This window comes from Pseudomonas sp. C2B4, assembly GCF_013359695.1.
Classification (GTDB): domain Bacteria; phylum Pseudomonadota; class Gammaproteobacteria; order Pseudomonadales; family Pseudomonadaceae; genus Aquipseudomonas.
The window spans coordinates 191,353-212,042 of the sequence record NZ_JABFMU010000004.1 but is presented as its reverse complement, the minus strand read 5'-3'; the positions used below and the strand labels follow the sequence as shown (position 1 = coordinate 212,042).

Here is a 20,690-nt window from a genome sequence, read left to right as displayed (position 1 = left end):
AACTCCGGTGGGTTGATTTGATGGAGCGCAGTGTCGGGGTTCGGGTTGTGCGGAAAAATACAGGGATGGGCATTTGATATTTGCGTGACAGTCAAATATCAACATGGCGCATGTGGCGAGGGAGCTTTGTGGCGAGGGGATTCATCCCCGTTGGGGTGCGAAGCGCCCCCAAATCCTGCCAACCGAATCCAACAGACACACCGCGTGCATCGTTTTGCGACTGCTTCGCAGTCGAACGGGGATGAATCCCCTCGCCACAAAAGCTTCCCCCGCCACAGAGATGGCGTCGTGGTAGCTGAAACCGAACTTGCCGGCCATTTTCCGATCAGTTCCTTACAGTCTCATCCAAGGGAGCGGATACGTTGATCAAGCTCAAGACCGCGGTTCTACTCGGGGCGCTGCTGTTACTGGGCAGCGAAGAACTGGACGCTGCAACGATCCCGGGTGTGCCGGCCGCCGCCGCGACACCGCCGGCACACCCGCAACCGCTGGTGCAAGGCGGGTTGCTGGGCGCCATCAGCTCGAGCATCGATGAAGTACAGGAAAAACTCGATCTCAACGAAAACCTGGTCGACGCCTGGCGCCTGCGCGCCGACCGCGCGGTGGATGAAGTGGATCAACTGGTCAATCGACCCTCGGCGCGTTCGGGCTGGAGCGTGGCAGGGGATTTCCTGCTGCTGACCGCGGTGTGGGCGGGCGTCTTCGGTCTGCTTTGGATGTTCGGCAAGTTCATGACCGAACGCCTGTGCCGGCATCGCCTGCTGCTGAGTCGAGAACGGGGTCAGGCATTACTGGGGTATGTGTTGCCTTACAGCATTCCCGCAGTGATCAGCCTGCCGCTGACGATCTATGCCAGCCAGTTTTTGCCGGTGTCGGCCGGTCGGGCAATGGCCTTGTGTTTTGCCTACGCCACCAGCAGCGGTATTTTTGCCGCGTCCCTGGTGATGTCACTGGTGGTCATGTTCAACGTCGGTCACAAGCGCAGGGCGGTGCAGATCATTCGACAGGACAGCGCGCGACCACTGTTTCTGATCGGTTTTCTCGTTGCGCTGAGCGATGCGTTGACCAGCCCGCAGATCGCGCATCAGCTGGGCAGTAACCTCACCAGCAGCATCGCGGTGTTCACCGGGCTGGCGGCAACGATTTCCTTCGGTCTGCTGGTGTTCCGCATGCGTCGTCCGGTGGCTCAGGTGATCCGCATTCTGCCGCTGGCCCAGCGACGGACGCAGCCGGCCTTGCGCGAAACCCTGCGGATTTTTTCCGGGCTCTGGTATTGGCCGATTCTGTTGATGGTGCTGGTGTCGGTCATCAACCTGATCAGCGTCAGCGACGACAATCAGCAGGTCCTGCGCAGCGCGCTGTTTACCACGATTCTTCTGATTGCGACGGTGTTCCTGAGCACCACGCTGCATCACCTGTTCAAGTCGCGCAATGAAGCGGAAGTGCGCCGAAGCAGCGCTTACAAGGAACGCTTCCTCAATCTCTCCCACGCCTTGCTGCGCATCGCCATGGCCATCGTGTTCATCGACATTCTCGGGCGCATCTGGGGCGTGTCGCTGTTCGAGTTCGCGGTGAGCAATTCGGTCGGCCGTGCAATCAGCGACTCGCTGAGCCACATCGGCCTGATTTTCCTGGTGACCTGGATGGTCTGGGTCGTGCTCGACACGGCGATTCAGGAAGCCCTGAAACCACCGGTCAATAAACGTTCGGCGCGTCAGCCCAGTACCCGGGTCAAAACCATCCTGCCGCTGCTGCGCAACGCGATCAAAATCATTCTGGTGGTGATCTGCGCCATCACCACCATGGCGAACCTGGGCATCAACGTTGCACCGTTCCTGGCCGGTGCCGGCGTCATCGGCCTGGCGATCGGTTTCGGTTCCCAGCAATTGGTGCAGGACGTCATCACCGGACTGTTCATCATCATCGAAGACACTCTGTCCATCGGCGACTGGGTGGTGCTCGACTCCGGCCACGCCGGCACCGTGGAAGGCCTGACCATCCGCACCTTGCGCCTGCGCGACGGCAAGGGGTTTGTGCATTCGGTGCCGTTTGGCCAGATCAAGGCCGTGACCAACCAATCGCGGCAATTTGCCTATGCGTTCTTTTCAGTGCAGTTCACCTACGACACCGATGTCGACAAAGCCATCGAACTGATACGCGAAGCCGGGCATTCGATCAGTAGCGATCCGTTCCTCAAGTACAACCTGCAAGGTCCGCTGGACGTATTTGGGGTCGACAAGATGGACCTCAACGGGGTGGTGCTGACGGCGCAGTTTCGCACCGTGTCGGGCGGGCAGTATGCGGTGAGCCGAGCGTTCAACCAGCGGTTGAAAAAGCTTGTGGATAACAATCCGTGGGTGCATTTCGCGCAGACTTATCCACAGCAGGTTCTGATGCCTAGGCAGGCGGAACCGATGCACGATGGTGCGGCTGAGCCGGAGCATTCGGCGGTGTTGATGACGGATCGGCCGCGTCCTCAATAATTTTTGTTGGTAGTGCTGGCCCCTTCGCGAGCAGGCTCGCTCCCACAAGGGATCTCTGGTGTACATAAAAGTCATGTTCACAAAGAACCCCTGTGGGAGCGAGCCTGCTCGCGAAGAGGCCAACCGGAACAGCATCAATGCCGGATCAGTTTGCTGCGCACTTCAGACATAGCTTGTTGATCCAATTCCGCCCAAAAAACCTGCTTGCCCGATATCTCGGCAGCGGCGGGCAACCCATCGCGATACACCAGCCGATTACCCGCCAACGCCGGCACTTTCGCACCGGGCAGCAGTGTGCCGGCAAGGTTCAGCGGATCAACCCCGCACACTGCAACCAGGTTGCCATCATGGGGGCGGCGCCGTACTTCGCGCAGCAACGGAATCGCCTCGGGCAGGGCGAATTGCTCGCCCGCCAGGCCACTGACAAATCGCCCGCCACGAATCTCGCCCCGCGCCTCCAATCGATGGAAGGTACGCAGCAGTTCGCGCCAGCTCGGCAGCCAATCCGCCTCACGCTCCAGCAACCGCCAGAACACCACGCCGTAGCGGCGCAGCAACGTCATGGCGATGTGTTCCAGTGTGTCGGCCGGTGTGGGCGCCGGACGATGATCCACTGCCAGCGCTTGAGGCCCACGGCGTAGCAGTGCCCAGCGCCCGGCATCTTCCATGCCGCCGATAAACGCCCCGCGCCCACGGCGGTTGCCGCGATTGTGGCGCTTGCTGGCCGGGGTGATCAGCGCGCGCAGGCCGGCGAAGCTGTCGGCGTTCACCAGCCCGGCCCCCACCAGTTCCTGCAAGGCGATCTCCAGTTCTGTGCGCAACACATGGGCTTCATGCACCAACTCATCAAAAAACAATGCGCCGTGCTGGCGCAGGGCTTCGTAGACTTTTTGGGTTTTTGGCGACAGTTCGCCGATCGGCGTCTGCTCGGTCAAGTTGCTCCAGAGCCCGACCCGGTTGCGCGGCAACAACACAATCGGTGTGCTGCGCAGTGCGGTGCCGGCGCCCTTGTTGCGGGCGGTGAGTCGGGTCCAGACCAGTTTGCCGCTGCGACACACATCATCCAGCCAGGTAGGCGTGTAATCCTTGAGCCGCGCGGGCAGGATCTCGTCGTCCCAGGCTGACGCCGCGGCGGGGTAGCCCTCGAACTGAGCGATGATCGCTGGCAGAACGGCATTGCCCTGGCCTTGGCTGGTGCTGGACAGATGCTGCCAGTCAAACAGAAACCGCATGAAGTCCTGCAACGCCACCGGTTCGATTTCCCGTCGCAGGCGCTTGACCGTATAGCGGTGAATCCGCGCCAGAAGATGCCGCTCGCACCATTCTTCTTCGGCGAAACCAGGGGTGAAGCGACCGCGCAGCACGTAGCCTTCGCGCTCCAATTGAGACAGGGCCTGGATAACTTGAGTCGACGGCAAGCCGAGCGGTTCGGCAATCGCCTTCAGCGGCAATGGACCAAACGCGCTGAGGCGTGCGCGAAGCACTTCAAGTACGGCGTCGTCCGTTTCCCAGGCTTCATCGAACCCCGGCAGGGCTTCCAGTGGCGGGCACACATCGTCCTGTGGGTAGATCGCCCGCAGGCAACTCAACCGTTCCCGTGCCAGCCACAACGATTGGTCGAGACGACAGGCGCGGCCGTTGTCAGCCAAGGCACTCAACCAATCGAGCCAGTTCGGATTGGCCTGCGCTTCGGCATCGGTGATGCACGCCAGGCTCATCAAGGCCTCGTGCATTTCATCGACCCCATTGGGCGCCGGCCAGGCTTCTTGCGCGACGGCGGCGATGGCATCCAGGTCCAGCGCGCCGAGGTCGTCGGTGCTTTGCGGGTCACTCCAGCGGCGATTGAGCACCGCTTGGGTGCGACGCTCTTCCAGCGGCGCATCGTCGAGAAACGTGTAGGGGCGGGCACTGAGGATTTCCGCGGCCAGCGGCGAGGGCGCGGGCAGGTCGCGGCTGATCAGGCGAATTTCGCTTCGTTCCATGCGCCGCAACAACGCCAGCCAGCCTTCAGTATCCATAGCCTCGTGCAGGCAGTCGTCGAGGGTTTGCTCCACCAGCGGATGGTCGGGAATGTCCCGTTCGCCGACGAGGTTCTCCACGCAGGCGATCTGGTCGGGGAACACGCTGGCGATCAGGTCTTCGCTTTTCATCCGCTGGATCTGCGGCGGGACCTTGCGCCCGCCGGCGTAGCGCGGCAACGCCAGGGCCACGGCGGCATTCCAGCGAAAGCGCACGCCGAACAGCGGCGCATCGAGCACGGCCTGGATCAGTGTGTGCTCGGCAGTGTTGCTGTGCAGGTAGCGCCAGACGTCGTCCAGCTCGAAGCTGTGGCTGGTGGACAGCGACAGCACGATGGCGTCTTCACTGGCGGCAGCCTGCAATTCGAAGTTGAAGGTGCGGCAAAAACGCTTGCGCAGGGCCAGGCCCCAGGCGCGGTTGATGCGGCTGCCGTACGGCGTATGGATGACCAGTTGGGTGCCGCCGGACTCGTCGAAAAACCGCTCCATCAGCAGCGTGTCCCGGGATGGCAGGGCACCCAGGGCCTGGCGGGCGCGGGCCAGGTATTCGACCAGTTGCTCGGCGCTGGCGAGATTGAGGCCAAGGGTCTCGGTCAGCCAGTCGACGGCCGGTTGCAGGTTGCCCGGCGTGGCGCCCAGCCGCTCATCGAGCTGCGCTTGCAGGCGAGCGACGGCAAACGACAGCTCCGCGCTGCGCCCCGGCGCTTCACCGAGCCAGAACGGAATGGTCGGCGGCTGCCCCTGGGCATCCTCGACCCGGACCTTGCCGGTTTCGACCCGCAGGATCCGGTATGAGGTATTGCCCAACTGGAACACATCGCCGGCGATGCTTTCCACGGCAAAGTCTTCGTTGACGCTGCCGATGTTCAATCCCTGAGGTTCGAGCAACACGCTGTAGTCGGCGTTGTCCGGAATGGTTCCGCCGCTGGTCACCGCCGTCAGTTTGGCGCCTCGGCGCCCGCGCAGGGTGCGGCTCACGGCATCGCGGTGCAGGTAGGCACTGCGGATGCCCTGACGCCCGTTGAAGCCCTCGGCGAGCATCTGCAGCAGCGCCTGATAGTGTTTTTCGTCGAGGGCAGCGTAGGGCGAGGCCTGGCGCAACATGGCCAGCAAAGCGTCTTCTGGCCATTCCTGGCAACTGACCTCGGCGATGATCTGCTGGGCCAGCACATCCAGCGGCGCCAGCGGGATTTGCAGCGTATCCAGCTCGCCACGGCGCACACAATCCAGCAGCGCGGCGCATTCGATCAGGTCGTCGCGGGTGGTGGCGAACAAGCGGCCCTTGGGCGTGCCACCGACCTGGTGTCCGGAGCGTCCGACCCGTTGTAGAAAACCGGCAATCGAGCGCGGCGAGGCGATCTGGCACACCAGGTCGACGTCGCCGATGTCGATGCCCAATTCCAGCGAGGCCGTAGCGATCAGCACTTGCAGTTCGCCGCGCTTGAGCCGCTGCTCGGCGTCCAGGCGAAACTCCTTGGCCAGGCTGCCATGGTGGGCGGCGACGGCATCCTTGCCCAGGCGTTCGCTCAGGTGCCGGCTCAGGCGTTCGGCGAGGCGTCGGGTGTTGACGAAAATCAGCGTGGTGCGGTGTTCGCGGGCAAGGGCGGCGAGACGGTCGTAGACCAATTCCCAGACATCATTGGCCATCACTGCCGACAGCGGAACGGGTGGCACTTCGATGTCCAGGTCCCTAGGGCGCGCATGGCCGATGTCGATGATTTCGCAGGCACGATCGCGACCGACCAGAAAGCGCGAAACCGCTTCGATGGGTTTTTGTGTCGCCGACAGGCCAATGCGCACCAGCGGCTCGGCGCACAGCGCCTGCAAGCGTTCCAGGCTCAGGGCCAGGTGACTGCCGCGTTTACTGGCGGCGATGGCATGGATTTCGTCGACGATGACCGTGCGCGTGGTGCCGAGCATCTTTCGGCCCGAATCGGAGCCGAGCAGCACATAGAGCGATTCAGGCGTGGTGACCAGTATGTGCGGCGCGCTCTTGCGCATGGCCGAGCGATCTTTTTGCGGCGTGTCGCCGGTGCGCACGGCGGTGGTGATCTGCAATTCGGGCAGGCCCATCACGCGCAACTGTTCGGTGATGCCGGCCAGCGGCGTTTGCAGGTTGATGCGAATGTCGTTGGACAGCGCCTTGAGCGGCGATACGTAAACCACCAGGGTTTCGTCGGGCAGGCCGCTGTCGGTGTCCAGCCCACGGTGGACAAGATCGTCGATGACCGCGAGGAATGCGGTCAGGGTTTTGCCGGAACCGGTGGGGGCGGCGACCAGGGTCGAGCGGCGCTGGCGGATCAGCGGCCACGCCCGGGCCTGGGCGGCAGTGACCGTCGCGAAGGTGTTGCTGAACCAGGCGCTGACGGCGGGGTGGAAGCCGTTCAGGGCGCTGTCTGCGGGGATGGGCAGGTTCATGGTCTGATTTATGCGGGTGAGACGGGGAAGATGCAAGTACCGCTCAAGATCTTCGCTGGCCTTCAGGGCCTCTTCGCGAGCAGGCTCGCTCCCACAGGTGTACACCGCAGATCCTTTTGTGGGAGCGAGCCTGCTCGCGAAGGGGCCGGTAAAGGCACCACAAACCCCACGCATCTACACTTTACGGATGACGGTTGCGCACTAAACCCGCAAAATGCAACGATTCTGGCAACGATCGACGACATCGCCCGCAAGCGCTGTCGATAAAACCATTGTTTCAATCAGACTGGGCCTGCTGACTCTATGCGAATGCGCCTTATGTTACTGGGCGGCGGAAATGCCCTTGGGCAGGCGCTGATTCGCCTCGGTGCGGAGGAAGACATCGGTTTCCTCGCCCCCCGTCCGCCGCAAGACGGCTGGGACGCCGCGAGCCTGACGCAACTGCTCGACGACACCCGTCCGGACGCGTTGATCAACCTTGCCTACTACTTCGACTGGTTCCAGGCCGAAGCGGTCAGCGAGCAGCGTCTGGCCGGGCAGGAGCGGGCGGTCGAGCGCCTGGCCGAATTGTGCCAGCATCACAACATCGTTCTGTTGCAACCCTCGAGTTATCGCGTGTTCGATGGCTCCCGCGCCACCGCTTACAGCGAGAAAGACGAGCCGGTACCCCTGGGCCTGCGCGGTCAGGCCTTGTGGCGGATCGAGCAAAGCGTGCGCGCCACCTGTCCGCAGCACGTGTTGCTGCGTTTCGGCTGGCTGCTCGATGACAGCCCCGACGGCACCCTCGGGCGTTTCCTCGGTCGGGCCGAACATCCTGAAGAATTGCTGATGGCCGACGATCGCCGAGGCAATCCGACGCCGGTGGACGACGCCGCCCGGGTGATCATTTCGGTACTCAAGCAACTCGACTGTTCCGCGCCGTTGTGGGGGACTTACCACTACGCAGGGCACGAGGCGACCACGCCGCTGGCGCTGGGGCAGGCGATCCTCACCGAAGCGCGTGCACTGCATCCGCTGGCCGTGGAAGCGCCGACCGCCCAGGCTCACGCTGCGCGGCCCGATGCCGCCGAAGAACCGCAGCATGCGGTGCTGGCCTGCAAGAAAATTCTGCACACGTTCGGGATCAAGCCGCGCGCATGGCGAGCGGCGCTTCCGGGCCTACTGGACAGGTTCTATCGCCATGGCTGACGGCCCCATCCTGATCACCGGCGGCGCCGGTTTCATTGGCTCGCACCTGACCGATGCCTTGCTCGCCAAGGGGTATTCGATCCGGATTCTCGACGACCTCTCCACCGGCAAACGCAGCAACCTGCCGCTGGATAATCCCAAGGTCCAGCTGATCGTCGGCGATGTCGCCGATGCCGCGCTGGTGGCACGGGCGATGGTCGGTTGCAGCGCCGTGGCACACCTGGCCGCCGTGGCCTCGGTACAGGCCTCGGTGGACGACCCGGTCAAGACACACCAGAGCAATTTCATCGGTTCGCTGAATGTCTGTGAAGCCATGCGCCAGTCGGGCGTCAAGCGTGTGCTGTTTGCTTCCAGCGCGGCGGTGTATGGCAACAATGGCGAAGGCGAGTCGATCGACGAAGACACGCCCAAGGCACCGTTGACGCCCTACGCGTCGGACAAACTGGCGAGCGAGCATTACTTCGATTTCTACCGGCGTCAGCATGGGCTGGAACCGGCAGTTTTTCGCTTCTTCAATATCTTCGGCCCACGCCAGGATCCATCCTCGCCGTACTCCGGGGTGATCAGCATTTTCAGCGAGCGCGCACAGAAGGGCCTGCCGATCACCGTGTTTGGCGACGGTGAGCAGACGCGGGATTTTGTCTACGTTGAAGACCTGGTGAATCTGTTGGTGCAAGCCATCGAAAAACCGCAGGTGGATGTCGGAGCGGTCAACGTCGGCTGGAATCAGGCGACGACGCTCAAGCAACTGCTTGAGGCATTGAAGGCGGTCATCGGTGATTTGCCAGCGGTGAACTACGGCCCGGCCCGCTCGGGTGATATCCGTCATTCACGGGCGAACAACCGGCGTTTGCTCGAACGTTTTACTCGCCCGCAGCAGACCCCGATCAGTGTCGGCCTGGCGCGGCTGCTGGGCCGCTGATATTTTTCAAACCCACAAAAAAGGCGCCCTTGAGAGGCGCCTTTTTTGTGGCCGGAGATTGCTTCTAGGGCAATGTGTTTCCCTGGCCAGGTTCACCACCACGTGACCATTCTTTAGAACTTGTAGCCCACACCCACCATGTAGACGAACGGGTCCGCATCCACGTTCACCCGTGCCCGGGTGCCCGGTGCGACGGCGTTGTTTTCCACGGTCGCGCGGGTGTCGATGTCGATGTAGCGCAGCTGGGCGTTGAGCAGGATGTGGTCGGTCAGCATGTAGTCGGCACCGACCTGCCAGGCCATGCCCCAGGAGTTTTTGGTGTTGAAGTTGCTGAAACCATTGGCGCGGGCTTCGCTGCTCAGGTGTTCGTCGTACATCCAGGTGTAGTTGACGCCAGCACCGACATAGGGCTGGAACGCGGACTTGGAGTCGAGCGGGTAGTACACCAGGCTCAGGGTCGGCGGCAGTTGATTGAAGCTGCCGAGCTTGCCGTTGGCTGCGCTCAGGGCGGTGCCCTTGAGTTTTACGTCATGCTCGAACGGCGTGGCCGCCAGCAATTCGATGCCCAGGTGATCGGTGATCATGTAGGCGAAGTTCAGGCCCAGTTGCGTGTCGCTGCTCAGCGTCGCCTTGCCACCCAGATCGGCACCGCTCAATGGGCCCTGATCGACCTTGACGGTGGAGCTGTCGGTATTCGGGTCGACAGTGATCGCGCCGGCACGCAAGAGGATGTCGCCTTTTTCGTGGGCGTGGGCGAGCGGGGCTGCGAGCGCGAGGGCAAACAGCGTGGCGCCGAGCAAGGACTTGTTCATGGGGGCTCCAAAGGACGTTAAAAATTTTTGATGTCCAATGGTAAGGCGGCTAACGATTCGGTCTTTTGACTCAGCTCAAGAAAACGGTGATGGGTTGCCGATTCAGGTATTTCTGATGGCCCCTTCGCGAGCAGGCCCGCTCCCACAGGTGATCGCTGAACCCTGTGGGAGCGGGCTTGCCCGCGATGGCGTCCTGACTATCAACACATGAGTGCCAGATTCACTCCGGCAATTCGTACAGATAAATCTTGTCCGCCTCCATCTGATATCCGGCATCCGCCAACTCGCTGGTGGACGGTTTGACCTGCATCGCGCCTTCGATCCAGTACGGCTGATACAACTCGTCGAGCTTCACGCCCACTTCGCTTTTGACGTGCACGATCTGGTTCGACGGTGGTGGCGGTACGTGGATGCAGGCACCGAAATACGGCACCAGCAGAAAGTCCGTGGTGCGGCCTTCTTCACTCACTTCCAGCGGCACGATGTACCCCGGCAAGCGAATGTTCTGGCCATCGAGGGCCTTGACCACCGGCGCGTTGGGCATGTCCTGTCTGGCGGCGGGCGCGGACTCGGCGGACAGGGTATTGCTCATCTTCGACAGGTCGTGAAGCGGCGTCATGTTCGGTACTTCCGGCGGGGCGTCCGGCGGGATCATTTCCGACCAGGTCAGCTCCTTCGGCTCGCCCGCCCATAGCGGCAGGGCGACCAGCATCAACAGCGCGAGCAGAGCGCGGGGCATTTTCAACGTCCTCATAAACGGATCGACAGGCCATCGGCCAGGGATTGGCGATAGGCACGCCAGGCCGGAACGCTGCCCATCAGCAGCGCGGCGATCAGGATGCCAGCCAGCAGCGTCCATTCATACTCACTCGGCCACGCCAGCGGCAGAAACAGTCCGTAATTGGCTTGCACGTAACCCTGTGCGGCGGCGATGCCCACATACAGCAGCGCCACCCCGGCGATCACGCCGGCCAGCGCGAGGGCAAGCGCCTCCAGCACCAGCAACGTCGCGATGTGCCAGGGTCGCGCACCCACCGAACGCAGAATGGCCATCTCGCGGCGGCGTTCGTTGAGGCTGGTGAGAATCGCCGTGAGCATGCCGATCAATCCGGTCAGCACCACAAACAGCGACACCACGAACAAGGCTTTTTCCGCCGTGCCCATCAAGCTCCACAGCTCTTGCAGCGCCACGCCCGGCAAGATCGCCAGCATCGGTTCGCCACGGAATTCGTTGATTTCGCGCTGCAAGGCAAAGGTCGAAATCTTGTTGTTGAGGCCGAGCATGAACGCCGTGATCGTCTGTGGCGTCAGGTCCATGTTGCGCGCCTGATCGGCACTGATCCTCCCGTTGCCGCGAGCAGGAACGCCGTTATGCCAGTCGATGTGAATCGCTTCCATGCCGCCGAGGCTGATGTGCAGCGTGCGGTCCACCGGCGTGCCGGTGCGCTTGAGAATGCCGACCACCGTGAACGGCTTGTCGTCATGTTTGACCAGGCTGATCGCCGCGACGCCGTGGGCAAGCACCAGTTTGTCGCCGAGTTTGTAGTGCAGTGCATCCGCCACTTCGGCGCCGAGCACCACTTCGAACGGGTCGGTTGCGAAAGCACGGCCATCGGCCAGTTCCAGGTGTTGCTGGCGACCGTACTGGTAGTGCTCGAAATAGGCCTCGGTGGTGCCCATCACCCGATAACCGCGATGGGAATCGCCGAGGGACATCGGGATTGCCCACTTCACTTTCGGGTTGCTGGCGAAGTGTTCGAAACTGTCCCAACGGATGTTGTTGGTCGCGTTACCGATGCGGAATACCGAGTACAGCAGCAGGTTCACCGAGCCTGAGCGCGCGCCGACGATCAGGTCGGTGCCACTGATGGTGCTGGCGAAACTGGCCTTGGCTTCGGTGCGCACCCGCTCCACAGCCAGCAGCAGGCACACCGACAGGGCGATGGCGAATGCGGTGAGGATCGCGGTGAAGCGGCGGTTAGCCAGGCTGGCCATGGCTAGACGAAACAAATACATCTCAGACCTCGGAAGACGTGGCGGCGCGATTGAGTTCGGCCAGCGACAGGTGGCGATCGAACAGCGGCGCGAGGCTCTGGTCATGGCTGACGAACAACAGGCTCGACCCGGCCTCGCGGCATTCGGCGAACAGCAGGCGAATGAAATTTTCCCGTGCGTCGTAATCCAGGGCGGAGGTCGGTTCGTCGGCGATGACCAGTTCCGGCTGACCGATCAGGGCGCGGGCGGCGGCGACCCGTTGCTGCTGGCCGATGGACAGCGAGTCGGCGCGGCGACTGAGGATGTGTTCATCCTTCAAACCCAAGTGGGCGAGCAAGGTGGCTGCTGCTTTGTCGACGCTGCCATGGCGCTGTTTCGCCCGTCCGGCCCGGAGCTTCGAGAAGTGGCAGGGCAGTTCGACGTTTTCGCGCACCGACAGAAACGGCAGCAGGTTGAACTGCTGGAAGATGTAACCGGTGTGATCGACGCGGAAATGGTCGCGGGCACCAGCCGACAGTTGCGTCAGCTCCTGGCCGAGCAGGCGGATGCTGCCGCGATCAGGCTTTTGCACGCCGCCGAGCAGGCCGAGCAGGGTGGTCTTGCCGCTGCCGCTGGGGCCTTTGAGGAACAGGGTTTCTCCCGCTTCCAGGCGGAAGGCCGGGATATCCAGCAGCGGCGGGTGACCGGGCCAACTGAAGCCCAGGTCGGACAGTTCGATGAGTGCTTGGGTCATGTGTAACCGGTCAGGTAATAGGTGAACCCTTGTAGGAGCGAGCTTGATCGCGAAAAACGCACAGACGCCAGGTTCATTCAGGCTGGCCGTGTTTTCGTTCACGACCATCGCGAGCAAGCTAGCTCCTACAAGGGGATCTACGTGGATTCAGAAGTTGAGGGAGGCCGCCTTGGCCGTCACTTCAACCCCTTGCTGCCCGCTCGGGCCGATCAGTTGTACCTGAATTTTCTGTGTGGCCGGGAATGTGTTGAAAATGTTCGCCAGATCCAGGGTTTTCAGTGCACCAGGCGTGGCGCAGGTGAACTGGTAGTGAGCGTGGATTTCGCTGTGATCGTGGTGATGCTCATCCTTGGCGTCTTCGTCGTGGTCGTCGTCGGCATCGGGCTTGTCGCCGAACAGCGGGCTATTGAGTTCCTGACTTGCCACCACGCATCCGGCGGCTTTGGGCAGGTTGAACAGCGCCACTGGCTTTTCAAGCTGAGCGCGGGCTGCAGTGACCTTGGCCTTGTCGGCCTCAGTGGTGGCGGCATGTTCGAAGCCCACCAGGTTCATCGCCGGGCTTTCCAGTTCCAGCTCCAGGGTTTGGCCATCCAGCGCCGCGTTGAGTCGACCGACACCATGCTCGTGAGCGCTGAGGCTGCCGTGCTCATGGTCGTGATCATGCTCGTCGGCGGCCTGGGCGACAGCCAGCGGCAACAAGGCAAACGGCAAAGCGAGCAGCAGACGGCGCATGGACGAGTCTCCGATAAGTAAAATGAAGAAAATGTTATGTAATCTTATAACGTAGATGCGGAGAGTTTGACTGCCTGCTTGGCGTTGCACAAGTCCCATGGGAGCATGCGAGTGAAGAAATGTGCGGGAGCAGATCTATGTTGCGAATTCGCGGAAGCATCGGCGACTGGCCGGTGGATTTGACGCTGGAGATGGATGACGCCGATTGGGCGCGGCTTGGCGCGCAGTTGCAGGTGGAAAAAGCCCCGGTCAGTGCCGCGCCGGTCAAACCGCTGAACCAGGATGACGCGCTGTGGCAGATCGCCAGGGATCTGCTGCGCAACGCCGGGCAATTGACCGGGCCGGATCTGCTTGAGCAGCTGGAAGGTTTGACTGGCAGCGCGGCGTCGGGCAAACGCCTGTTGGTGCGTTTGCGCCATAGCGCGGATGTGAAGGTGGAGAACGGCGGCGATACGCCGATTTACCGCTGGTTGTAGGAGCGAGCCTGCTCGCGAAAAACGCACAGACGCCGCGTTAATTCAGGATGACCGTGTTTTCGTTCACGACCATCGCGAGCAAGCTCGCTCCTACAGGGGCTTGTTAATACAGCGCTGCAAATAGCTTGCGACGGTAGGTGGTCACCAGCGGATGGTCATTGCCCAGCAGTTCGAACACCTGCAGCAAGGTCTTGTGCGGCAGGCCTTCGCTGTAGCTGCGGTTACGCATGAACAGCTTGAGCAAGCCATCCAGCGCCGCGTCGTACTGCTGGCGGGCCAGTTGCTGCACCGCCAGTTGATAGACCGCCTCATCGTCCTGCGGATTTTTCGCCAGCCTGGCTTTCAGGTCGGCGGCGTCGGGCAGGTCCTTGGCCTGGCCGAGAAACTTGATCTGCGCCTTGGCGCCAGCCAGGGCAGCCTTGTGCTCATCACTCTTGACCGCGTCGAGCACGGCCTGGGCTTCGCCCAGCTCACCGCGTTCGGTCAGGCAGCGTGCGTAGAGAATCAGTGCCTTGGCATTGGTGTTGTCTTCGCCCAGCAGCACTTTGAGGATGGCTTCGGCGTCGGCGAAACGGCTGTCGTCGAACAGCGCCTGGGCCTGTTCGAATGGGTCGGCGGCGGCCGGTGGCGGCATCTTCACATGAGGTTCGAGCAGGGCGCGTACAGCCGATTCCGGCTGCGCACCGGCAAAGCCATCGACAGGCTGACCATCCTTGAACAGCACCACGGTCGGCAGGCTGCGGATACCGAAACGGGCAACGATGTCTTGCTCGATGTCGCAGTTGACCTTGGCCAGCAGTAACTCACCCTGATAGCTCTCGGTGATGGCCTGCAGCATCGGCATCAGCACCTTGCATGGCGCACACCATTCGGCCCAGAAATCCACCAGCACCGGTTTGTGGAAAGAGTTCTCGATCACCGACTGGTCGAAATCGGCAGTCGTGGCGTCGAAGATGTACGGCGTTTGCTGACTCATGGGGGATCTCATAAAAGCGTGAATGGGGCAACTATACGGCCTGGCGGGGGGTGGCCGGAAGCGGGGTGGCCGTTGAGAGGCGTGTCGTCTGACAGGACGTCTTCGCGAGCAGGCTCGCTCCCACGGGGAGTTGGTGAGCGCCGCAAACCCATTGTGGGAGCGAGCCTGCTCGCGAAGCTTTTAACTAGCGCCGCGCATGGTAGAGGCTCACATGCCGAAACTCTTCCGGCTCACACAGATCCGGCAAGGTCATGGCTTCGAGCATTTCGATACGCCGATACAGCGGATGCCGGAAATCCCGCACCCGCGAATCCGCCACCAGCGCTTCCCGGCCGCGACTGAGAAATTCATCGAGCAACGGCAAGTTGGCCCGGTCGTACAAGACATCCGCCACCAGAATCAGATCAAAGCGATCGGCCTCGGCGAAGAAATCCGTCGAATAGGTGAGCTGTACGTCATTGAGCTCGGCATTCGCCCGGCAGGCCGCAATCGCCAGCGGGTCGAGGTCGCAGGCCACCACTTCCAAGGCCCCGGCCTTTACTGCGGCAATCCCCGCCACCCCGGAACCGGCGCCAAAATCCAGCACCCGTTTGCCTTTGACCCATTCGGGGAATTCGGCGAGGTAGCGAGCCACGGCCAGGCCGCTGGCCCAGCAGAAACTCCAGTAGGGTGGCTCATGCAGGATGCGTCGGGTTTCTTCCGGGCTGAAGGCACGGTCCATGTTGTCGCCGTCGATCAGCCACAACTTCAGGTCGGTCCCTGGCAGGTCGCAGGCCACCAGTCGCGCATCGCCGAGCAGTTCACTCAATGCCTGTTGCAGGTCGAGCGGTGCACTCATGGGGCTTTGACGAATTGCAGTTGGCCCAGCGTCTGGGTGGTGGGTTGAGTGATCAGTTGCGACGGCAGATGCAGGATCAACTGGCCGGACTGGCTGGCGCGACCCCGCAGTTCAACCCGTGCGCCGACCGGAAAGGCATCCGGGTTGAAGCGCAGGTGAAACGGCAAGACTTGATTGGTGCCAATCAGGTTCGAACTGGCGAGCAATTGTTGCGGCCGGTCTTTTTCGTCGATCACCAGCAAGGCCAGTTCCACCTCGGCACCGGCCGGGACGCCTTGCAAGGTGCCGCTCAATTCCCGTTGATAAGCCGGTAGCGGGCCCAACTGGGCGGCTTCCCTGGCTTTTTTCTGTGCTTGTTGCGGCGCAGGGCCGGGCGTCGGCGGCTGGGGCTGGGGCGCATCGCTGCTGCAGGCCACCAACAGGCTGAAAAGACTGAGTAAAACCAGCGGTTTTAGGGACATTTACGGCTCCAGCAAGGTGTAGTCCATCTATTGCCAGTCTGTATACCGCAAACCCTATGGCTTGTCTTGCCACCGGGATGCGCTACCATGGCCCTCCCTTTTTTTGTTGCCTGCCACCATGCACTGTCCCTTCTGCGGTGCCAACGACACCAAGGTCATCGACTCGCGTCTGGTCGCCGAGGGCGAACAGGTGCGCCGCCGGCGTGAATGCCTGGCCTGCGGCGAACGTTTCACGACGTTCGAAACCGCTGAACTGGTGTTGCCGCGCCTGATCAAAACCGACGGCAGTCGCCAGCCGTTCGACGAAGAAAAACTCCGCGCCGGCATGCAGCGCGCGCTGGAGAAGCGCCCGGTGAGTGTCGAGCGCCTCGAATCGTCGCTGGTGCACATCAAACACAAACTGCGCGCCACCGGCGAACGCGAGGTCAAGTCGCTCGTGGTCGGTGAACTGGTGATGGCCGAGCTGAAAAAGCTCGATGAAGTCGCCTATATCCGCTTCGCTTCGGTGTATCGCCGCTTCCAGGACCTCAACGAGTTCCGCGAAGAGATCGATCGCCTGGCCCGTGAGCCGGTGAAAGAATGACCACATCCGCCGAACAAGCGATCCTCGACGCCCATTACATGGCCCGCGCGCTGGAATTGGCGCGTAAAGGTCACTTCACGACACACCCCAATCCGCGGGTTGGCTGCGTGATCGTGCGTGACGGGCAAATCGTCGGCGAAGGCTGGCATGTGCGCGCTGGTGAACCCCACGCCGAAGTCCACGCCTTGCGCGCGGCCGGTGAACTGGCCCGGGGCGCTACGGCTTACGTGACCCTCGAACCTTGCAGCCACCACGGCCGCACGCCGCCCTGCGCCGATGCGCTGGTCAATGCTGGCCTTGCACGGGTGGTTGCCGCGATGCAGGACCCGAACCCGGAAGTCGCCGGCCGTGGCCTGCAACGCCTGGAACAGGCCGGCATCGTGACCGAAAGCGGCGTGCTGGAAACCGAGGCGCGCAAGCTCAATCAGGGCTTTCTCAAGCGCATGGAGCACGGCTTGCCATTCGTACGGGTCAAGCTGGCCATGAGCCTGGACGGTCGCACGGCGATGGAAAGTGGCGAAAGCCAGTGGATTACCGGCCCGGCGGCGCGTTCGGCGGTTCAGCGGTTGCGTGCCCAGGCCAGTGTAGTGCTGACCGGTGCCGATACGGTGCTGGCCGACAATGCCCGTTTGACCGTGCGTGCCGATGAGCTGGGACTGGATGCCGATCAAACCGCTTTGGTCATGAGCCGTCCGCCGCTGCGCGTGCTGGTCGACGGCCGCCTGCGGGTGCCGCTGGATGCACCGTTCTTCAAGGCCGGCCCGGCGCTGGTCGCCACCTGCGTGGCAGTGGAAGAGCAATATGCAAACGGTCCGGAATGCCTGATCGTGCCCGGCTACGATGGCCAGGTCGATTTGCGCCAGCTGTTGGTCGAGCTCGCCAACCGTGATGTCAACGAAGTGTTGGTCGAGGCCGGTCCGCGGCTGGCCGGCGCTTTCGCTCAGCTCGGGCTGGTGGATGAGTTCCAGATTTTCATTGCCGGCAAGTTTCTGGGTTCCTCGGCACGGCCGCTGCTGGACTGGCCGCTGGCCTATATGAAGGATGCGCCTGAACTGAAAATCACTGAAATTCGCGCGGTGGGCGATGACTGGCGAGTCATTGCCATTCCTTCGCCAGCGGCGAGCGTATAATTCCCGGCCATCGCTACAGCGCTGGCCCTGTTCTCGAGGAGAACCCCATGTTCACCGGCATCATCGAATCCATCGGCAGTATTCGTGCATTGACCCCAAAAGGCGGAGATGTGCGGGTCCATGTAGAAACCGGCAAGCTCGACCTGAGCGACGTCAAGCTGGGCGACAGCATCGCGGTCAATGGCGTGTGCCTGACCGCCGTTGAATTGCCGGGTAACGGCTTTGCGGCGGACGTCAGTCGCGAAACCCTCGACTGCACCGCCATGAACGACCTGAAAAGCGGCAGCCCGGTCAACCTGGAAAAGGCCCTGACCCCGACCACTCGCCTCGGCGGGCATCTGGTCAGCGGCCATGTCGATGGCGTGGGCGAAGTGGTTGCCCGCACCGAAAACGCCCGTGCCGTGGAGTTCCGAATCCGCGCGCCAAAAGAACTGGCCAAGTACATCGCCCATAAAGGCTCGATCACTGTCGACGGCACCAGCCTGACCGTGAACGCGGTCGATGGCGCCGAGTTCCTGTTGACCATCATTCCGCACACCCTGAGCGAAACCATCATGGCGTCGTACCAGCCGGGTCGCCGGGTGAATCTGGAAGTGGACTTGCTGGCTCGTTATCTGGAACGCCTGCTGTTGGGCGACAAAGCCGCAGAGCCTACTTCCAGTAACATTACCGAAAGTTTTCTGGCCGCCAACGGCTATCTCAAATCCTGAAACTCAATTTCTAAAAGAATGGGGGTGCCTTGTGGCGCTCAATAGCATCGAAGAACTGGTTGAAGACATCCGCCAAGGCAAGATGGTCATCCTCATGGATGACGAAGACCGCGAGAACGAAGGCGACCTGATCATGGCCGCCGAGTGCTGCAAGGCCGAGCACATCAACTTCATGGCCAAGCACGCCCGCGGCCTGATCTGCATGCCGATGACCCGCGAGCGCTGCGAGCTGCTCAAGCTGCCGCTGATGGCGCCGCGCAACGGTTCCGGTTTCGGCACCAAGTTCACCGTGTCGATCGAAGCGGCCACCGGTGTGACCACCGGTATCTCCGCCGCCGACCGCGCGCGCACCGTGCAAGCCGCTGCCGCCCGTGATGCCAAGGCCGAAGATATTGTCAGCCCGGGCCACATCTTCCCGCTGATGGCCCAGGCCGGCGGCACCCTGGCCCGTGCCGGCCACACCGAAGCGGCTTGCGACCTGGCGCGCATGGCTGGTTTCGAGCCGAGCGGCGTGATCTGCGAAGTGATGAACGACGACGGCACCATGTCCCGTCGCGCCGAACTGGAAGCGTTCGCCGCCGAACACAACATCAAGATCGGCACCATCGCCGACCTGATTCACTACCGCATGATCCACGAACGTACCGTTCAGCGGATTGCCGAGCAGCCGCTGGACAGCGAACTGGGCCAATTCAACCTGGTGACCTATCGTGATTCCGTGGAAGGCGACGTGCACATGGCCCTGACCCTGGGCAATGTCTGCGCCGAAGAACCGACCCTGGTTCGCGTGCACAACATGGACCCGCTGCGCGACCTGCTGATGGTCAAGCAACCGGGCCGCTGGAGCCTGCGCGCCGCCATGTCCGCGGTTGCCGAGGCCGGCAGCGGTGTGGTGCTGTTGCTCGGCCACCCACTGGATGGCGATGTATTGCTGGCGCACATTCGCGAAACTGCCGACCACCTGGCGGTGAAAAAGCCGACCACCTACAGCACCGTGGGTGCCGGTTCGCAGATCCTGCGTGACCTGGGCGTGCGTAAAATGCGCCTGATGTCGGCACCGATGAAATTTAATGCGATATCCGGTTTCGATCTGGAAGTTGTAGAATACGTGCCCTCCGAATAATGACCGGTTGTTTCCGGCCCTGAATTCGCGGTTCAAATATCACTGAGGGGCGCGTAGAAGACGCGTCCCGGCTCTTTAAGAGATCTATCGAATGACCCTGAAGACCATCGAAGGTACCTTCATCGCCCCTAAAGGCCGCTACGCTCTGGTAGTGGGCCGTTTCAACAGCTTCGTCGTTGAAAGCCTGGTCAGCGGTGCAGTTGATGCCCTGGTTCGCCATGGCGTGAGCGAAAGCGACATCACCATCATCCGTGCGCCTGGCGCCTTCGAAATTCCGCTGGTTGCGCAGAAAGTCGCTCAGAAAGGCGAGTTTGCAGCAATCATCGCCCTGGGCGCGGTCATTCGTGGCGGCACTCCGCACTTCGAATACGTGGCGGGCGAATGCACCAAGGGCCTGGCCCAGGTGTCCATGGAGTTCGGCGTTCCGGTCGCTTTCGGCGTCCTGACCGTTGATTCCATCGAGCAAGCCATCGAACGTTCCGGCACCAAGGCCGGTAACAAAGGTGCCGAAGCTGCCCTGTCCGCTCTGGAAATGGTCAGCCTGCTGGCGCAGTTGGAGGCCAAGTGATTAGCGACGAAAGCGATCGTTTCAACCCGCGCGATCCAAAGCCTGCGGATGCTGGCAAGCCATCGAAAAGCGCCAAGCGTCGCGAAGCCCGTCAGCTCGCGACTCAGGCACTGTACCAATGGCACATGGCCAAGCAGTCGCTGAACGAGATCGAAGCGCAGTTCCGGGTCGATAACGATTTCACCGATGTCGATGGCGCGTACTTCCGCGAAATCCTGCACGGGGTTCCGCAGTTCAAGACTGAAATCGACACCGCGCTCAAGCCTTGCCTGGACTTGACCATCGAAGAGCTGGACCCGGTTGAACTGGCGGTTTTGCGCCTGTCCACCTGGGAACTGCTCAAGCGCGTCGACGTGCCTTACCGCGTTGTGATCAACGAAGGTATCGAACTGGCCAAGGTCTTCGGTTCCACCGATGGCCACAAGTTCGTCAACGGCGTGCTCGACAAGCTGGCCCCGCGTCTGCGTGAAGCTGAAGTGAAGGCGTTCAAGCGCTGATTGGCGCTTGTAACGTCGGCACGAAGC

At 62.1% G+C, this 20,690-nt stretch carries 19 protein-coding genes; 10 read left to right on the top strand and 9 right to left on the bottom strand.

Annotation, left to right across the window (positions count from 1 at the left end; all coding sequences use genetic code 11):
* Positions 1-362 precede the first annotated feature (362 nt).
* A complete protein-coding gene (locus HNQ83_RS05200) occupies positions 363-2,483 on the top strand; it encodes a mechanosensitive ion channel family protein (RefSeq protein WP_175387986.1) in 2,121 nt (706 codons plus the stop codon).
* A gap of 134 nt (positions 2,484-2,617) precedes the next feature.
* Here HNQ83_RS05200 and HNQ83_RS05195 read toward each other — a convergent pair whose 3' ends face one another.
* Complete coding sequence (locus HNQ83_RS05195; RefSeq protein WP_175387985.1) at positions 2,618-6,919, bottom strand: DEAD/DEAH box helicase; 4,302 nt, start codon at positions 6,917-6,919, stop codon at positions 2,618-2,620.
* Between the two features lie 303 nt (positions 6,920-7,222).
* Between HNQ83_RS05195 and HNQ83_RS05190 the strand changes: the two genes are divergently transcribed.
* Together HNQ83_RS05190 and HNQ83_RS05185 are read left to right on the top strand one after the other, a co-directional pair.
* Positions 7,223-8,107, top strand: a complete 885-nt coding sequence (locus tag HNQ83_RS05190; protein ID WP_175387984.1) for a sugar nucleotide-binding protein — start codon at positions 7,223-7,225, stop codon at positions 8,105-8,107.
* Positions 8,100-9,029, top strand: coding sequence for an NAD-dependent epimerase/dehydratase family protein (locus HNQ83_RS05185; RefSeq protein WP_175387983.1), 930 nt, complete (start codon positions 8,100-8,102; stop codon positions 9,027-9,029). Before HNQ83_RS05190 ends, HNQ83_RS05185 begins: the two co-directional genes overlap by 8 nt.
* Before the next feature lie 113 nt (positions 9,030-9,142).
* On the opposite strand, the gene HNQ83_RS05180 is transcribed toward HNQ83_RS05185, so the two are convergent.
* The 5 genes from HNQ83_RS05180 to HNQ83_RS05160 all read right to left on the bottom strand — a co-directional run bounded on the left by HNQ83_RS05180 (position 9,143) and on the right by HNQ83_RS05160 (position 13,301).
* On the bottom strand, positions 9,143-9,841 hold the full coding sequence (locus HNQ83_RS05180; RefSeq protein WP_175387982.1) for an OmpW family protein: 699 nt from the start codon (positions 9,839-9,841) through the stop codon (positions 9,143-9,145).
* 220 nt (positions 9,842-10,061) lie between these two features.
* Positions 10,062-10,580, bottom strand: a complete 519-nt coding sequence (locus HNQ83_RS05175) for a DUF3299 domain-containing protein (protein WP_175387981.1) — start codon at positions 10,578-10,580, stop codon at positions 10,062-10,064.
* A gap of 11 nt (positions 10,581-10,591) precedes the next feature.
* Positions 10,592-11,857 carry an ABC transporter permease gene (locus tag HNQ83_RS05170; RefSeq protein ID WP_175387980.1) on the bottom strand — a complete coding sequence of 422 codons (1,266 nt, stop codon included), beginning with the start codon at positions 11,855-11,857 and terminating at the stop codon, positions 10,592-10,594.
* A 1-nt stretch (position 11,858) separates the two neighbouring features.
* Entirely contained in the window at positions 11,859-12,569 is a 711-nt protein-coding gene (locus tag HNQ83_RS05165; RefSeq protein WP_175387979.1) for an ABC transporter ATP-binding protein, read from the bottom strand.
* Between the two features lie 147 nt (positions 12,570-12,716).
* Positions 12,717-13,301, bottom strand: coding sequence for a DUF2796 domain-containing protein (locus HNQ83_RS05160; RefSeq protein ID WP_175387978.1), 585 nt, complete (start codon positions 13,299-13,301; stop codon positions 12,717-12,719).
* Positions 13,302-13,438: 137 nt separating this feature from the next.
* Between HNQ83_RS05160 and HNQ83_RS05155 the strand changes: the two genes are divergently transcribed.
* Positions 13,439-13,777, top strand: a complete 339-nt coding sequence (locus HNQ83_RS05155; protein WP_175387977.1) for a hypothetical protein — start codon at positions 13,439-13,441, stop codon at positions 13,775-13,777.
* A 103-nt stretch (positions 13,778-13,880) separates the two neighbouring features.
* Here HNQ83_RS05155 and trxA read toward each other — a convergent pair whose 3' ends face one another.
* From trxA to HNQ83_RS05140, 3 genes are all read right to left on the bottom strand, one after another.
* Positions 13,881-14,753, bottom strand: coding sequence for a thioredoxin (gene trxA, locus HNQ83_RS05150; RefSeq protein ID WP_175387976.1), 873 nt, complete (start codon positions 14,751-14,753; stop codon positions 13,881-13,883).
* Positions 14,754-14,937: 184 nt separating this feature from the next.
* Positions 14,938-15,591, bottom strand: coding sequence for a methyltransferase (locus HNQ83_RS05145; RefSeq protein WP_175387975.1), 654 nt, complete (start codon positions 15,589-15,591; stop codon positions 14,938-14,940).
* Positions 15,588-16,052, bottom strand: coding sequence for a YbaY family lipoprotein (locus tag HNQ83_RS05140; RefSeq protein WP_175387974.1), 465 nt, complete (start codon positions 16,050-16,052; stop codon positions 15,588-15,590). Before HNQ83_RS05140 ends, HNQ83_RS05145 begins: the two co-directional genes overlap by 4 nt.
* Before the next feature lie 118 nt (positions 16,053-16,170).
* Here HNQ83_RS05140 and nrdR point away from each other — a divergent pair, with 118 nt between their 5' ends.
* The 6 genes from nrdR (at position 16,171) to nusB (ending at position 20,663) form a co-directional block, all read left to right on the top strand.
* Positions 16,171-16,635, top strand: coding sequence for a transcriptional regulator NrdR (gene nrdR / locus HNQ83_RS05135; RefSeq protein WP_007906838.1), 465 nt, complete (start codon positions 16,171-16,173; stop codon positions 16,633-16,635).
* Positions 16,632-17,765, top strand: a complete 1,134-nt coding sequence (gene ribD / locus HNQ83_RS05130; protein ID WP_175387973.1) for a bifunctional diaminohydroxyphosphoribosylaminopyrimidine deaminase/5-amino-6-(5-phosphoribosylamino)uracil reductase RibD — start codon at positions 16,632-16,634, stop codon at positions 17,763-17,765. The genes nrdR and ribD overlap by 4 nt, the downstream gene beginning before the upstream one ends.
* A gap of 47 nt (positions 17,766-17,812) precedes the next feature.
* Positions 17,813-18,475, top strand: coding sequence for a riboflavin synthase (locus HNQ83_RS05125; protein ID WP_008033746.1), 663 nt, complete (start codon positions 17,813-17,815; stop codon positions 18,473-18,475).
* Between the two features lie 31 nt (positions 18,476-18,506).
* The gene (gene ribBA, locus HNQ83_RS05120) at positions 18,507-19,598 is read left to right on the top strand and encodes a bifunctional 3,4-dihydroxy-2-butanone-4-phosphate synthase/GTP cyclohydrolase II (protein WP_175387972.1); all 1,092 of its coding nucleotides are present in this window, start codon (positions 18,507-18,509) and stop codon (positions 19,596-19,598) included.
* A gap of 91 nt (positions 19,599-19,689) precedes the next feature.
* Complete coding sequence (gene ribE / locus HNQ83_RS05115; protein ID WP_003228649.1) at positions 19,690-20,166, top strand: 6,7-dimethyl-8-ribityllumazine synthase; 477 nt, start codon at positions 19,690-19,692, stop codon at positions 20,164-20,166.
* Positions 20,163-20,663: a transcription antitermination factor NusB gene (gene nusB / locus HNQ83_RS05110; RefSeq protein ID WP_095197200.1), complete on the top strand. Its 501-nt coding sequence runs from the start codon at positions 20,163-20,165 to the stop codon at positions 20,661-20,663. The genes ribE and nusB overlap by 4 nt, the downstream gene beginning before the upstream one ends.
* Positions 20,664-20,690: the final 27 nt, after the last annotated feature.